Raw genomic sequence first — 13,977 nt, 5'->3', positions numbered from 1 at the left:
AACACCGCGACGTCAGATCCATTTGGCCATTGGTGGCAGGCTCATCAGCACCGCATTGGCATCATGACCGGTTTCGAGCCCGAATTTGGTCCCACGATCATAGACCAGATTATATTCAGCATAGAGACCACGATGGACCAGCTGAATGTCCTTTTCCGGTGCGCCAAACGCCATCGGCCGCCGTTTTTCAACCAATGGCAGATAGGCGGGAAGAAAGGCGCGGCCAATGTCCTGCGTCAGGGCAAAATCAGCCTCCCAATCACCCGTGTTGCGATCATCCATGAAGATCCCGCCAACGCCTCGCGCCCGGTGGCGATGGGGGATATGGAAATACTCATCCGCCCAGTCTTTCAGCTCTCCATAGAGCGCGTCCCCATGCGGTGCCAGATGCTGTTCCTGGGTGCGGTGGAAATGGGCCGTATCGTCGTCATACTCAATACAAGGGTTAAGGTCGGAGCCGCCGCCGAACCACCAGGCATGCGGGGTCCAGAACATCCGCGTGTTCATGTGGACTGCGGGCGCATGGGGGTTCTGCATATGGGCAACAAGGGAAATGCCGGAGGCCCAGAACCTCGGATCGCCCTGCATGCCAGGGATCCCCTTGCGGGCCGCCATGGCAGATTGGGCGCGTGCCCCCAGGGTGCCGTAAACCTCGGAGATATTGACGCCAACCTTCTCAAACACCCGGCCACCGCGCATCACACTCATCATGCCGCCGCCGAGCATCGCTGCCATCCTCGGCGCGACGGGTGGTTTCGCTGACCTCAAACCGACCGGCAGGCTGATCCCAGAGCGGGCCGCTGTTGTGGCTGTCTTCCAGTGCTTCGAAAGCCGCGACGATGTCATCGCGCAAAGATTTGAACCAGGCCGCTGCGCGGGCCTTTTCGTTAATCATATCGGTGCTCATCTGATCGCCTATGTCCGCAGGAGAGGTGGAGATGGTTTAATGGACCGGCACAGCAACCGTGTCCAGCAACGTGCGCCCACCGTCCAATGTGACAATCTGTCCGGTCATAAAGGCGGCTGCGTCGGAAGCAAGGAACTGCGCCGCTTCGGTCAGCTCACTGGGAGAGGCGATCCGGCCCAGCGGCGTATGCCGTTCGATATCCTGCCGATAAGCGCGGTTGTCCTTCAACGTGGCCTGCATCGAGGCACTCATCACCGAGCCGAAAGCGATGGAATTGACTCGGATCCGATGCGGCGCAAGCGACACCGACAAAGAGCGCGTCAGCTGATCGAGTGCGGCGGAGGCCACGCAATAGGCCATAAGTTCAGGGTGGGACCGGCGCGCTGCGATGGATGACAGGTTGATGATCGCGCCATTTGGTCCGCTACTGTCGCGCTGCTCCGCCTGCTTGATCATACGTCGTGCCACCTGTTGTGACAGACGCATGGTCGGCAGCAGGGTTTCATTGAGCAGCAGTTCCATCGACTCATCTTCCGGATCCAGCGGATCGGTCGGCACCACCTGCCGGGCGCCGTTGACCAGGATATCGACCTCATCAAAGGCATCAATCGTTGCCGACAGGAGATTGGCGATGGTCAGCCGTTCCCGCAAATCTCCGGCAAAATAGCGAATATTGCTCTCATCCGCCTGGGTGCCCAGCTCACTCAGCAAGGCCCGTTCATCGGTATCGGCAAACATCACATTGGCACCAGCCGCAGCAAATTGCTTACCTATGGCCAAGCCGATGCCACTGGCCGAGCCGGTGACGATGGCCGTTTTGCCAGAAATGGAAAAAGACATGAATGACCTCCGTCAGGACTGAGAGGACGGACCAGCGGCCAGCCTCTTTTCTGCAACCTAGACTGCGGACAGAAACAAGTGAACCATCCTTTGTCGTCCGCCTGCGTCAGCGGCGATGACGGCGTGGGCGGCTGGCCTGCAGCACTTTGAAGCGGTTGTCACCTGCGGCCTCCGTCACCGTAGCGAACTGTTCGGCAAGCGTGGCCTCATAGGGAAGATGCCGGTTGGCAACCAGCCAGAACACCCCGGCAGGTGCCAGCATCCCGGAGGCTGCGGTGATGAAGGCCTGTCCCAGCGATGGCTCAGCCGCGCGACCGGTATGGAACGGCGGGTTGGAGATGACACAATCGACCCGCTCGGTTGTCTGCCAATTGCGGGCATCCGCCCAGTGAAACTGGGCGCGAGGATCGTTTATATTCTGTCGTGCACAGTTAAGCGCACTGTGGTCAGCTTCGACAAGATGCAGCGCCTGCACGCTCTCTCGTTGAAGAACCGCTGAGGACAGATACCCCCAGCCTGCGCCAAGATCGACCACATTACGGCCCAGCTTCTCCGGCAGTGCAGCGACAAGCAGGGCCGAGGCCGGATCGACACCATCGGCGGAAAACACTCCCGGAGCGGTCTGAAACCCTCCGTCAATCTGCGTGGTTGCAGCCTGCCAGTCGCTCAGATCTGTGCCTGTCGCATCGAAGCTGAACGCCTTCCCGTGAGCTTTTGAGATAGGTGCTGACACCTCGCAGCGCGCGCGCAGAGCTTTCAACACCGAATCGACGCCGTCCGTCTTGCCGCCGTCGACCAGGACAGGCCCATCGCAGAGCTCTGCCGCCTGCGCCAATAGGCCACGCGTCAGCGCCTTAGCACGCGAAAGGAACACAACCGCTGCCGCAAACCGTGCCTCAGCAGGCACCTCAGGCACGCAGTCATAGCCCCGCGCCACAAGCCCAGCATGATCAGGAGCAAAGGGCTGCACGATCAGAACCCGCTCTTTCGGCAGTGCCGACAGATCCAAATCAGAGGTGGGGTAAAACACTGCGATATGGCCGGTTTCGGGCACGGGAAAACCACCCGTCTCGACGGCCAGTGACAGACGCACAGACATCTAGGGGCCTCTTTTTATTCTTCTTTTTCCATCGTGCATTGCAGAGGATGCTGATGGCGGTGGGCAAAATCCATAACTTGCCCGACCTTGGTCTCGGCGATCTCGTGGCTAAACACGCCAACCACAGCGACGCCCTTTTTATGCACGGTCAGCATCACTTCAAACGCCTCGGCATGGGTCATGTTGAAGAACCGTTCCAGCACCATGACCACGAATTCCATCGGGGTATAGTCATCGTTCAGCAACAGCACCTTATAGCGCGGCGGACGCTGCGTTTTGGGCCGGGTCTTGGTGAGGACACCGAGATCGGTATCGTCATCTGAATGATCCGACATCATAACTGGCGTGGGCAGCATTGGCACAGACTTCCGATCGTGGATGGATTTTGGTGTTCCGCTTATATAGCCTTTCTGGTGAATAGGAAAAGGCATTGAGCGTGTCGTATTGACCCGAAAATTGACAACAATTGGCTTCGATGCCGATGATACCCTTTGGCATAATGAACGATTTTTCCGCATTACTCAGGATCGCTTTGCCGAATTGCTGATGGACCACGTCCCGCGGGAGCTCGATTCGCAAGCTCTCGGCGCGCGTCTGCTGGCCGCGGAGAAGCAGAACCTTGGCCGCTATGGCTACGGCGTGAAAGGCTTCACCCTGTCGATGATTGAAACCGCCATTGAGGTGACGGATGCCCGCGTGCTTAGCAAGCGTGATTCAGGAGTTGATTGTCGCAGGCCAGATGATGCTGTCCTACCCGATCGAATTGCTGCCCAACGCGCAAAGCGCGGTTGAGGCGTTGGCTGACAGCCACCGGGTGGTGCTGGTCACTAAGGGCGATCTTCTGGATCAGGAGCGCAAACTGGCACAGTCCGGTTTGGGGGATCTGTTCGACGGCGTTGAGATCGTTTCGGAGAAAACGCCACAGATCTATGCCGAGATTTTTGCACGACACGGCGATGGCCCCGAACATGCGATGATGGTGGGAAACTCTATGCGATCAGACGTGGTGCCCATCATCGAGGCGGGTGGCTGGGGCACCTATGTACCGCATGGTTTGGTCTGGGAAGTCGAATACGCCCCGGCCCCGGTTCACAGTTCCCGATATACAGAAATTGCCGATCTGAGCGCCCTGCCCGCGCTGGTGGCGCGGATCAGTTGATACACTTTCTACCTCAGTAAACGCCCCAAGACCCAACACAATGGACACGCTCATGCCTCATGCCGAAATAAAATACAGCAGCGATCTCGATCTTGATATCCCCGCGATCCTTGCTGAGATCGAACAGGTCATCCTGTCCCACGACGACGGTGCGGGCGATTGCAAGGGGCGCGGTTACCCGACCGATACCTATCACCACACCCATGTTGCGGTGAAGGTCTCCGTGCTGGTGAAGCCCCATCGCGATGCAGATTTTTCCAACAGGTTACTTGCAGCGCTGCGGGCGGCTATCACCGCGCGAATCTCTGCCCCCTGTGCGTTTTCTCTGGAACTGGCCTATACAGGTCCCTTCTACTTTACCGGCCAGCATCACCCCTGATGAGGCGCCCGGGCAAAAGCGCTGCAAGCGACCCGTCACACTAACGAGGAGCCAACAGGACGTGCCTGCGCTCGACCTTGTTGCATCCCTGCACCAGATGGCAGCGCACAACCGCTCAAGACCCCAAGCTCTGCGACTTTTTTTGCTAACACTTCCTTAACCAACCGCCGATGTAGTGGGTACTCTCCAGACGTTCCACTAGATATCGAAGCCTCTGGCCTGTTCGCGATTTTCCCTTAAAAACCTCACTGTTTATTCCGAACAGACCCTGTGTTACGCTTTTTTAATACAGGCAAAAAACGTCAGTCGGAAAACCGGCGGCAAGAGGCAAAAATGGCAGATATCGTGCAGGTCAGGCGGACTCCGCTGATCCGCGCAGGACGGGCGTGTTCCCGTCTGGGGCGTTGGGTCTTGGGACTGGTTATTTTCCTATCGATGGTCGCAACTGCGCCCCCCGATGCAATGGCTGCGCCATACGCTGCGATGGTGATTGATGCCCGGACTGGAGAGGTCTTGCACTCGCGCAACGCTGATACCCGGCTGCACCCCGCCTCCCTGACCAAGATGATGACGCTCTATATCGCGTTCGAGGCGGTTCGCAACGGCGAGATCAGCCTTGATACCAAGGTAAAAATCAGCCGTAACGCCGCCTCCGAACAGCCCTCCAAGCTGGGCCTGAAAACTGGTCAGCGCATTGCCTTTCGTTACCTGATCCGCGCTGCTGCAGTGAAATCCGCCAATGATGCCGCCACTGCCATCGGCGAGACACTGGCCGGATCTGAGGCCGCTTTCGCCCGGCGCATGACCCGCACTGCCAAGGCGCTTGGCATGTCGCGCACCACTTTCAAAAACGCGCACGGCCTGACCCAGAAAGGGCATATGTCCACTGCCCGCGACATGACAACGCTGGGGCGGCACCTGCTCTATGACTATCCCGAATACTACAACCTGTTCTCGCGCCGATCGACGGATGCGGGCGTGCGCAAGGTGCCCAACACCAACCGCCGCTTGCTGGCGGCCTACCGTGGCGCCGATGGGATCAAGACTGGCTACACCCGTGCCGCCGGTTTCAACCTCGTCGCCTCGGCCGAACGTGGCAATGAACGGGTTATAGCTACGGTTTTTGGTGGCAAATCCTCTACCTCCCGCAATGCCAAAGTGGCCGAACTGCTGGATCTCGGCTTTCGCCGCGCGCCCAGTCGCGCCAAACTCCGCCGCCCAGCCCGCCCGCCTTATCAAGGCAATCGGGGTCTTGGAACGCAGCTGGCCGACGCTGGCGACAGCGCGCCAAATGGTGCCGCAGGCAAAACCATTCGCGTTTCGGGTCTGGTGAAAACCAGCCTGCGTCCCAAAGGTCGCCCGGCATCCGCCGAACCGGACACATCGACGCTGCTGGCAGAGGCGCAGACAAGCACCACGACCGCCGATGCGCCAACCACCGAAGCACCTTCGGCCGCAAGCGAAGCCGCACCAAAGCTGGATCGCGATGTGCTACAGGCCAGCATCACGGCAGCAATTGCCGAGGCAGAAGTCATCGCTGCCGTCGCCGAGCAAGCCTCAACCCCGATCGCCAAGCCGCGCCCCTTTGTCGGGCTGCGTCCGATGGCCCGTCCCGCGCGGCTGGCCGAAAACCAGACGACCGCAGAACCGGAACCCGTCGTTGTCACCCGCCTGTCTACATCAGGCGGGCGGTACTGGGGGATCAATGTCGGGCGCTACGGCAGCCGCTATCAGGCTGAAAAGGTGCTGCTGCGTACGGCCTTGGCCGAAATGGCCACCCTGGACGGCAGCCTACGCAAAGTTGTCAGAACACCTCGTGGCTTTGATGCCAATTTTCTTGGCATGACCAAAGAGAGTGCGGCCCTCGCCTGCCGCCGCCTTTCTGCCCGCAATATCACTTGCGAAACGGTCGGTCCCTCCTAAGCGCGGGATCGCAGAGCCAACAGGAGAAGGCGCCCCTGAGGCGCCTTTTCTTTTGACTGACTGCTACAGGTTGGAAAGGGCCTTATCAGGGCTTTGGATGGTCGTCCCACTCATCGCTCAGGATGCGGCGGGCGTCCCCTTCAGGATCATCATATTGATTCGAACGCACGGTATAAAGAAACCCGACAAGGCCAACGCCCCCCAGGAACAGGGATATCGGGATCAGATAGGTCAGTACGCTCATCAAAACTCTCTTGGTCTGGGGCCGCAGTCGTGCGCGCAGTTCATTACCGCAGGCGCAGCGCGTTCAGGGATACTGTAATCGACGAGGTCGACATCGCCAAGGCGGCCACCAATGGGGTCGCAAGCCCAGCGACTGCGAGGGGGACTGCGATCACATTGTAAAGCGTCGCAATGCGGAAATTCTCGCGGATGCGGCGGGTGGCTTTCTGGGCAACGGTGCAGGCTTCAGCGATAGGTGACAGATCCTGCCCCAGCAGAACAATATCTGAGGCCACCCGTGCTGCATCCAGCGCTGAGGCCGACGAGATGGAGACATGGGCCGCCGCCAGCGCTGCCGTGTCATTAAGCCCATCGCCCACCATCAACACCCGATGCCCCTGCTGCGACAACAGTGATACCTGGTCGCATTTGTCCTGCGGCAAGGCTGCGGCAATCCAGCTCTTAATTCCTAGACGCGTTGCGAGATCACGAACCGCCCCCTCTGCATCACCGGAGATCAGCCAGACATCTTTGCCCGCGTTCAAAAGCGCCTCAACGGCATCAGCAGCGCCGGGCCGCAGACTGTCGGAAAACGTCAGAGCCTGCGGTGCGCCTGCCCCCCGATCAAGATAGGCCGCTGTCTTCTCTCCCGGTTCGGCCCCGACCCAGGCCGCACGACCAAGACGCACTCGTTGGCCCTCATACGAGGCCTCACTGCCATATCCGGGAACTTCTTCTTGTGCGGTCACGACGGCCGCCTTGATCCCGGCCTGCACGGCCGCACGGCAGATTGCGACTGACAGCGGGTGGTCCGATCCCTGCGCCAACGCATAGGCCAGCCTCTGGTCCGACAATGACAATTGGTCGAAATCATCACAGCGCGGCTGCCCGTTGGTCAGCGTGCCGGTTTTATCGAAAACGACGGTATCCACCTCAGCCAGACGTTCCAGCGCGGTTGCATGTTTGATCAACATACCTTTTTTGAACAACCGGCCCGAAGCTGCCGTGGTCACCGCAGGCACGGCCAGGCCCAGCGCACAGGGGCAGGTGATGATCAAGACAGCTGCCGCGATATTCAGCGCGACCCGCATGTCGAAGGTGAAGAGATACCAGCCGAGGAAGGCCAGCCCCGACAGAATGTGAACCCCCGGCGCATAGAGCTTTGCAGCCCGATCCGCCAATGAGGTATAGCGCGAGCGTCCGGATTCCGCGATGGCGACAAGATCCGCCAGCTGATTCAGAGAGCTTTCGTTCCCGACCGCCGTCGCGCGGATCACCAAGGGACCGGTCAGATTGACCTCACCTGCCGAAACCGAGCTTCCGACTTCGGCAAAAACCGGCAGCGTTTCGCCGGTCAGCAGGGATCGGTCCAGTTCAGACTGCCCGTCCAGCACGACGCCATCTACGGGCATTCGCCCACCGGGGCGCACAAGAATATGGTCATCAATGACCAGATCTGCGACCGCCACTTCCACCGGTTGCCCCGCCGACTCCAGGCGTAGCGCACGCGGCACTTCCAGGGCGGCCAATTCCTCCGCAGCGGACCGGGCGACCGCGCGGGTGCGATGATCCAGATACCGCCCGGCCAGCAGGAAGAAGGTCAACGTCAGCGCCGCATCGAAATACGCATGCTCTCCGGACAGGGAGGTCTCCCACAGCGATGTCAGCAGGGCCAGAACAATTGCCAGAACAATCGGCACGTCCATATTCAACCGCCCCACCCGAAGGGCTTGCCAGGCATTGCGGAAGAACGGCTGCCCCGCAAACAAGATCGCCGGGAAGGTGATCGCCGCAGAGATCCAATGGAACATATCGCGGGTTGCGTCGCTCGCCCCGGACCAGACCGAAATCGACAGCAGCATTACGTTCATGGAGGCGAAGAAGGCAACCGCCAACCGCATCAACAGGTCACGACCGGCCTGATCTGTCTGGGTTGCACTTAGCGCCGCGAGGTCCAGCTCATGCGCCTCGAACCCCAGACGTTCCAGCACCGGCACCAGATCCAATGCGCGCACTTCGGGGTCCGCCTCAATCAGCGCGCGCTTCAGTGTGAGATTCACACGCGCGCTCCGCACGCCCGGCACCGCGTTCAATCCGCGCTCGACGGTTGAGATACAGGCCTGACAGTGGATGCTGGGCAGTGACAGCGCCAGACGCGCCTCCGTTGGCGCCTGTTCTACTGTGCCATTTGGTGCGGCAACGCAGCCCGGACAGGCCGCAAGCTGAGGGCGGACGGCGGTGCTCATCGTTTACCGCGCCACATGCAGGATGACACGCTGCGTAAACTCCGTACCGTCCTCCGCCCGTGCGACCATTCGGATGTTCCAGTTTCCAGCGCTCAACTCAGCCGGAGCAACATAAGCCGTGCCGTCAAACCGGAAATCCGGGGTCTGATCATCCTTCACATGGGTCGCGCGGCCAAGGGTCGCGCGCAACGCGGCGACCTCAACCGGGGCACCATCGGCATCGGTGATTTCCAGTTTCACCTGATCGCCAATAGCCGAGGCATAGACCGACCAGCCCAGCGCCTGCTGCGCATCGCGGCGGGCATCAAAGCTTTGGCTGGCGACATAGCTGTTCTTCACCTCAAGCCCTGGAAAGGTGCGCACCGCATTGACTGCCAGCGCAATATTGACGCCGATGATCACGGTGAACGCCCCGCCAAAGACCATGAGCATGTGCCAGCCGGTGAACTGCCGTGGTGTTTTACCTTCACTCATTGCCCGGCTCCCCGCCCATTAAAGCTGGTATCCTTATACGCGCGCTCTCCATTGTCGAGATCAGCGACCCAGATCCGCACCGGCGTACTGCGTGCAGATGCAGCCTCGGCGGTTTTTGGTGCCACGATATAGACCCGCTGAAGGAAGCTGGTATCCGCAGGTACGGTGACAATCGTGCCATCGACCCCTTCCAGTTCCAGTTGCATTGCAGGCTCCCCCTTGATCGACAGCTCAAATGGACGAGGCTCACCAGTCTTGTTGCGCAGCCGCACGTCGTAGGTGTTGCGGATCGATCCGTCGGAGAGGGTCACAAAGGTTGGGTTGCGCACCGGAGCAACCGTCAGTTCGATGTCAGAGCGGATGAACAGGGCAAACAACAGCGCCAGACCGACACTCCCCCATAGCGCCGTATACATGATGGTCCGCGGCCTCAGGATGTGTTTCCAGATGTTCTTGGGTGCATGTCCTGCGCGCTCATTCGCCTCATCGCTCAGCGCCATGTAGTCGATCAATCCGCGCGGTTTGCCGATCCGCTCCATCACATCATCACAGGCATCAATACAGAGGGCGCAGGTAATACACTCCATCTGTTGCCCATCGCGAATGTCGATCCCCATCGGGCAGACGTTGACGCAGGCCATACAATCAATGCAGTCGCCATGCACCAAACCGGGCTCATCGGTCTTGCGAGGCTTGCCACGTGGCTCTCCGCGCCATTCGCGGTAGCCTACGGTCAAAGTGTCCTCATCCATCATCGCGGCCTGAATACGCGGCCAAGGGCAGGCATAGATACAGATCTGCTCTCGGGCAAAGCCGCCAAAAAGGAAGGTGGTGCCGGTCAGAATGGCCATCGTGGTATAGGCAACGGGGTGGGCCTGACCCGTCAGCAGATCCCGCAGCAGGGTTGGTGCATCCGCAAAGTAGAACACCCATGCGCCCCCGGTTGCGAGCCCGATCAGGAGCCAGACGACCCATTTGGTTACCCGCAGCCGCGCCTTTCGGAAATCCAGCTTTTTCTGGCGGTGTAGACGCAATCGTGCGTTTCGATCCCCTTCGATCCAGCGTTCCACCAGAATGAACAGGTCGGTCCAGACAGTCTGCGGACAGGTGTAGCCACACCAGACACGGCCAAGCGCCGAGGTGAACAGAAACAACCCCAGACCGGCCATGATCAGCAGGCCCGCGACGAAGTAGAATTCATGCGGCCAGATTTCGATCCAGAAAAAATAAAAGCGCCGGTTGGCCAGATCCAGCAAAACCGCCTGATCCGGCAGTGCGGGCCCCCGGTCCCAGCGGATCCAGGGCGTCAGGTAGTAGATCCCCAGCGTCACCGCCATGATATACCATTTCAGGTTTCGAAACGGCCCGGACACACGGCGAGGGAATATCGGCTCATGGGCGGCATACAGGCTGGGGGCGGGATCGGAATCGCTCACGGACTCACTCCAAATCTTGCTTTGTTGCAGCGGTTGTCCCAGATGCGCCACGGACGAACCTTGACGTGGATCAAACGCATATACGGAACGCATCTTTGCCGCTACTCGGACGCCGTCAACCGGGCGCGGCATTCTGTCCGAAATTACAGCACGCACCATAATCTCATATAATACAGGTGTTTACATGTTATTGCGACAAGCCCCCGCGCGTCGCCGCGTCGCAGATGTGACACCAGAGCGCAGGCCCATTCGCTAAGCACCTTCTCTCTGAGAAAGAGCATAGCGTGATCGCTGCGCGCTGGGTAGCGCGACGTTCACAAGGACACATCAGCCCTGTCAGTCCTCTGGGAGCGTCAGAGCGTCGGCTTTTCAGGAAACGCGCGAACAGATCGAAAAGCCGACGCCGGGTCCGCCGCTGCAAAGCAGGAGGGCGAACTGGACAGCCATCGGCGCTGGAAAGGGCGAACCGACGGCACTGTCTCAAGAAGGGATATTACCCAGGAACGCTGCTTGGGTATTTGACAGGGATCAAAGACCCGTAAAATAGGTGCTGCGATTTCAGCGATCCGTAAAAACTCGAGCGGAAACATCCGGCATCAGTGCGTTATCACCGCCAGGCAGCGCCAGCGACAGCCCCGCGCCGGATCGCAGCCACCCGGTGGTTCATCCAATGACGAATTATGTTTCGGTAGAGCCACCCCCGCACCCCCGTCAGTGCCTGTTCATATGCGCCAAAAAACGCATCCGGACTGTCGAAAACACCAAGATCGCCATTGATACCGGTTCGCTGAATGTAGGTATCTCGCCCCTGCCAGCTGACCATTGGCGCTTGCAGACAATCCGTGCCCGCGCCGTAGGCACATAACGACGTCCGGCCCGGAAACGCCGCTTGCAACGAACCCAAGACCTGCTGATCTAGAATGAACCCCTCAAGATTGATCCATCGGGCGTCCAGACGAACCTCAACCCAAGAATGCAGGATGTTGCGTGGGGCCATCCAATACACAAGTTCAGGCACTATTCCGCGTTGCAGGCTCTTATCGATGGTGAACCCGTGCAGTCGACACGGAATGCCAAGCGCGCGCAACACGGCCATCAGCAGCGTCGCCTTTGTGTTGCACTGACCGTAGCCATCCGCAAGTACCAACGAGGCGGGGCGCGTGTCGGCCACATTATAGCCAAACAGGATCTCATCGCGGACGTAGTCATAGGCTGCACCGATCCGTTCATGAGGTGACAGCTGCTGCCAGCCACGTTCCGAAATCAACGCAGCTATCGCTGGTGCCTTGCTGTCGAGCATCGGTGTTACGTCGAGAAAACGAGTATTGGGCATGAGATCACCTATTTGATTGCCCACCCCTGCTACATCCTACAGCGACTGTAGCTTCAAGGGGAAAATCAACCATGTGCCAACAGGCTGAAACGGAACGGGGCCGCCCAAAGGCAGCCCCGCTCGATGCTGATACTGTATGAAAGGGCGCAGCCTTATTCACCGCCGCCCAATTGATGCACATAAGCGGTGACCGCGCGGATCTGGGCCTCTGTCAGGCGCGCGTTCCAGTTTGGCATGACCCCGTAACGCGAGTTGTAGACGGTTTCGGTCAGTGTCGCGTGATCCCCACCATAGAGCCAGATGGCATCTGCGAGGTTCGGCGCCCCCTGGGAGCGGTCACCGGTGCCATCGTCCATGTGGCAAGAAGCACAATTGTCCGCGAAGATCACAGACCCCGCCTCGACCTTGGCGGCATCCTGAGGCTCACCCGAAAGAGACATCACATAGTTCACGACCTGATCAATCTCTTCCTTCTCCAGCAACTCATCCCGGCCAAAGGCTGGCATCTCAGAGTAGCGCGCATCGTCGCTTTCTTCGTTGCGGATACCATGGGCGATGGTGGCGTGAATGTCCTCCATCGACCCGCCCCAAAGCCAGTCATCATCCAGAAGGTTCGGATACCCTTTCGCCCCGGCCGCGCCAGCGCCGTGACATTGGGCGCACCAGGTCTTGAACACCGCGGAACCAGCCGAAACCGCATAGCCGTTCAACTCGGGATCGGTGGTGATAGACGCCAGCTCAATCTCCTCCAGACGGCTGTTGATCGGGGCGTTGGCCTCGTTCACGGCTGCGATTTCCTCAGCGACCAGCGCCCGGGAGTTCCAGCCCAGCACACCGGCTGTCGCCGATTGGATCCCCGGCCAGGCCGGGTAGGCAACGGTATAGCCGATGGCCCAGATAATGGTCGCATAGAAGGTCCAGAGCCACCAACGCGGCATCGGATTGTCGAATTCCTCGATCCCGTCCCAGCTGTGGCCGGTGGTGTTCGGGTCGTCCTCGAACTTCTTCACTTTCTTGCTCATGACCGCGCCTCCTTGGCTTTACCCATTTCTGGGGCGGGTTTGTCTTCGTGCCGGAAGGGGATGTTGGCGGTATCCTTGTAAACCTTGGTGCTGCCGGGGCGAAACGCCCAGACCACCACGGCCAGAAAGAACACAAACAGGAAGAGCAGCATCCAGCTGTCGGCGAATTCCCGAAGCAGAGTATAAATGTCCATGTCTGCCTCCAATCAGCGGTTGGCGACGGGGGTAAAGGTCGAGAAATCAACCAAGGTCCCCAGCATCTGCAGATAGGCGATCAAAGCGTCAGCTTCGGAGATCCCGGGCTGACCGTCGAAGTTCCGGACGCTGACCTTCTCGCCATAGCGCTCCAGCAGGCCGTCATAGTCGGCATCAGGATTGCTTTGCGCACGAAAGTCTGCCTGTGCGTTCTCCAACATCCCTTCGGAATACGGCACCCCGACAAACGCATTTGCCGCCATCACATCACCGATGTATTCGCCATCAATCCGGTTGTTCTCAAGGAAGCCGTACTTTGGCATCACGGATTCCGGCACCACCGACTGCGGATCGCGCAGGTGGTCGACGTGCCATTCGTCCGAGTAGCGACCGCCCACACGGGCCAGATCCGGACCGGTTCGCTTTGATCCCCACTGGAACGGGTGGTCATACATCGACTCTGCGGCCAGCGAATATGGTCCGTAACGTTCGACCTCATCGCGCATAGGACGAATCATCTGACTGTGGCAGACGTAGCACCCTTCGCGGATGTAGATATCACGCCCGGCCAGCTCCAGCGGGGTGTAGGGACGCATGCCTTCCACCTCTTCGATGGTGTTCTCCAGCCAGAACAGCGGTGCGATCTGGACCAGACCACCAATGGTGACAACCAGGAAGCTGCACACCAGCAGGAGGGTCGCGTTGGTCTCGAGGATTTTGTGTTTGTCGAGAATTCCCATTG

The 13,977-nt window shown here is 59.5% G+C and carries 13 protein-coding genes and 2 pseudogenes; 3 read left to right on the top strand and 12 right to left on the bottom strand.

Annotated elements, in window-relative coordinates; genetic code table 11:
* Positions 1-12: 12 nt before the first annotated feature.
* From hemF to clpS, 4 genes and pseudogenes are all read right to left on the bottom strand, one after another.
* A pseudogene (gene hemF, locus L0Z65_RS16790) lies at positions 13-907 on the bottom strand (oxygen-dependent coproporphyrinogen oxidase).
* A 36-nt stretch (positions 908-943) separates the two neighbouring features.
* Entirely contained in the window at positions 944-1,747 is an 804-nt protein-coding gene (locus tag L0Z65_RS16785) for an SDR family NAD(P)-dependent oxidoreductase (RefSeq protein ID WP_118068810.1), read from the bottom strand.
* Between the two features lie 106 nt (positions 1,748-1,853).
* The gene (locus L0Z65_RS16780; protein WP_405109365.1) at positions 1,854-2,846 is read right to left on the bottom strand and encodes a class I SAM-dependent methyltransferase; all 993 of its coding nucleotides are present in this window, start codon (positions 2,844-2,846) and stop codon (positions 1,854-1,856) included.
* A gap of 14 nt (positions 2,847-2,860) precedes the next feature.
* Positions 2,861-3,202, bottom strand: coding sequence for an ATP-dependent Clp protease adapter ClpS (clpS, locus tag L0Z65_RS16775; RefSeq protein WP_014875880.1), 342 nt, complete (start codon positions 3,200-3,202; stop codon positions 2,861-2,863).
* An 88-nt stretch (positions 3,203-3,290) separates the two neighbouring features.
* Here clpS and L0Z65_RS16770 point away from each other — a divergent pair.
* The 3 genes and pseudogenes from L0Z65_RS16770 (at position 3,291) to L0Z65_RS16760 (ending at position 6,307) form a co-directional block, all read left to right on the top strand.
* Positions 3,291-4,005 (top strand): annotated as a pseudogene (locus L0Z65_RS16770) (HAD family hydrolase).
* Positions 4,006-4,045: 40 nt separating this feature from the next.
* Entirely contained in the window at positions 4,046-4,384 is a 339-nt protein-coding gene (locus tag L0Z65_RS16765) for a hypothetical protein (protein ID WP_096872628.1), read from the top strand.
* A 333-nt stretch (positions 4,385-4,717) separates the two neighbouring features.
* Positions 4,718-6,307, top strand: a complete 1,590-nt coding sequence (locus tag L0Z65_RS16760) for a D-alanyl-D-alanine carboxypeptidase family protein (RefSeq protein WP_405109361.1) — start codon at positions 4,718-4,720, stop codon at positions 6,305-6,307.
* Positions 6,308-6,392: 85 nt separating this feature from the next.
* Here L0Z65_RS16760 and ccoS read toward each other — a convergent pair whose 3' ends face one another.
* The 8 genes from ccoS to ccoO form a co-directional block, all read right to left on the bottom strand.
* Positions 6,393-6,551: a cbb3-type cytochrome oxidase assembly protein CcoS gene (gene ccoS / locus L0Z65_RS16755; RefSeq protein ID WP_024095921.1), complete on the bottom strand. Its 159-nt coding sequence runs from the start codon at positions 6,549-6,551 to the stop codon at positions 6,393-6,395.
* A 43-nt stretch (positions 6,552-6,594) separates the two neighbouring features.
* The gene (locus L0Z65_RS16750; protein WP_405109358.1) at positions 6,595-8,775 is read right to left on the bottom strand and encodes a heavy metal translocating P-type ATPase; all 2,181 of its coding nucleotides are present in this window, start codon (positions 8,773-8,775) and stop codon (positions 6,595-6,597) included.
* A gap of 3 nt (positions 8,776-8,778) precedes the next feature.
* Entirely contained in the window at positions 8,779-9,249 is a 471-nt protein-coding gene (locus L0Z65_RS16745) for a FixH family protein (protein WP_040174570.1), read from the bottom strand.
* Complete coding sequence (ccoG, locus tag L0Z65_RS16740) at positions 9,246-10,685, bottom strand: cytochrome c oxidase accessory protein CcoG (protein ID WP_102898148.1); 1,440 nt, start codon at positions 10,683-10,685, stop codon at positions 9,246-9,248. The genes L0Z65_RS16745 and ccoG overlap by 4 nt, the downstream gene beginning before the upstream one ends.
* Before the next feature lie 607 nt (positions 10,686-11,292).
* Positions 11,293-12,018 (bottom strand): transglutaminase family protein, encoded by a 726-nt coding sequence (locus L0Z65_RS16735; protein ID WP_405109353.1) that lies wholly within the window; start codon positions 12,016-12,018, stop codon positions 11,293-11,295.
* A gap of 152 nt (positions 12,019-12,170) precedes the next feature.
* Positions 12,171-13,040, bottom strand: coding sequence for a cytochrome-c oxidase, cbb3-type subunit III (gene ccoP / locus L0Z65_RS16730; protein ID WP_040174574.1), 870 nt, complete (start codon positions 13,038-13,040; stop codon positions 12,171-12,173).
* A complete protein-coding gene (locus L0Z65_RS16725) occupies positions 13,037-13,234 on the bottom strand; it encodes a CcoQ/FixQ family Cbb3-type cytochrome c oxidase assembly chaperone (protein WP_040174575.1) in 198 nt (65 codons plus the stop codon). Before L0Z65_RS16725 ends, ccoP begins: the two co-directional genes overlap by 4 nt.
* Positions 13,235-13,246: 12 nt before the next feature.
* Positions 13,247-13,975 carry a cytochrome-c oxidase, cbb3-type subunit II gene (gene ccoO / locus L0Z65_RS16720; RefSeq protein ID WP_040174578.1) on the bottom strand — a complete coding sequence of 243 codons (729 nt, stop codon included), beginning with the start codon at positions 13,973-13,975 and terminating at the stop codon, positions 13,247-13,249.
* Between the last annotated feature and the right edge of the window lie 2 nt (positions 13,976-13,977).

Origin of the sequence: Phaeobacter sp. BS52 (genome assembly GCF_045040595.1) — a bacterium.
GTDB classification, from domain to species: Bacteria; Pseudomonadota; Alphaproteobacteria; order Rhodobacterales; family Rhodobacteraceae; genus Phaeobacter; species Phaeobacter piscinae.
This window is presented reverse-complemented; position numbering and strand designations above follow the sequence as displayed.

Excerpts from the sequence above, each read along its gene's own strand:
- L0Z65_RS16785 (WP_118068810.1), bottom strand. The coding sequence starts at position 1,747 with ATGTCTTTTTCCATTTCTGGCAAAACGGCCATCGTCACCGGCTCGGCC.
- L0Z65_RS16780 (WP_405109365.1), bottom strand. The coding sequence starts at position 2,846 with ATGTCTGTGCGTCTGTCACTGGCCGTCGAGACGGGTGGTTTTCCCGTG.
- clpS (WP_014875880.1), bottom strand. The coding sequence starts at position 3,202 with ATGCTGCCCACGCCAGTTATGATGTCGGATCATTCAGATGACGATACC.
- L0Z65_RS16765 (WP_096872628.1), top strand. The coding sequence starts at position 4,046 with ATGGACACGCTCATGCCTCATGCCGAAATAAAATACAGCAGCGATCTC.
- L0Z65_RS16760 (WP_405109361.1), top strand. The coding sequence starts at position 4,718 with ATGGCAGATATCGTGCAGGTCAGGCGGACTCCGCTGATCCGCGCAGGA.
- ccoS (WP_024095921.1), bottom strand. The coding sequence starts at position 6,551 with ATGAGCGTACTGACCTATCTGATCCCGATATCCCTGTTCCTGGGGGGC.
- L0Z65_RS16750 (WP_405109358.1), bottom strand. The coding sequence starts at position 8,775 with ATGAGCACCGCCGTCCGCCCTCAGCTTGCGGCCTGTCCGGGCTGCGTT.
- L0Z65_RS16745 (WP_040174570.1), bottom strand. The coding sequence starts at position 9,249 with ATGAGTGAAGGTAAAACACCACGGCAGTTCACCGGCTGGCACATGCTC.
- L0Z65_RS16735 (WP_405109353.1), bottom strand. The coding sequence starts at position 12,018 with ATGCCCAATACTCGTTTTCTCGACGTAACACCGATGCTCGACAGCAAG.
- ccoP (WP_040174574.1), bottom strand. The coding sequence starts at position 13,040 with ATGAGCAAGAAAGTGAAGAAGTTCGAGGACGACCCGAACACCACCGGC.
- L0Z65_RS16725 (WP_040174575.1), bottom strand. The coding sequence starts at position 13,234 with ATGGACATTTATACTCTGCTTCGGGAATTCGCCGACAGCTGGATGCTG.
- ccoO (WP_040174578.1), bottom strand. The coding sequence starts at position 13,975 with ATGGGAATTCTCGACAAACACAAAATCCTCGAGACCAACGCGACCCTC.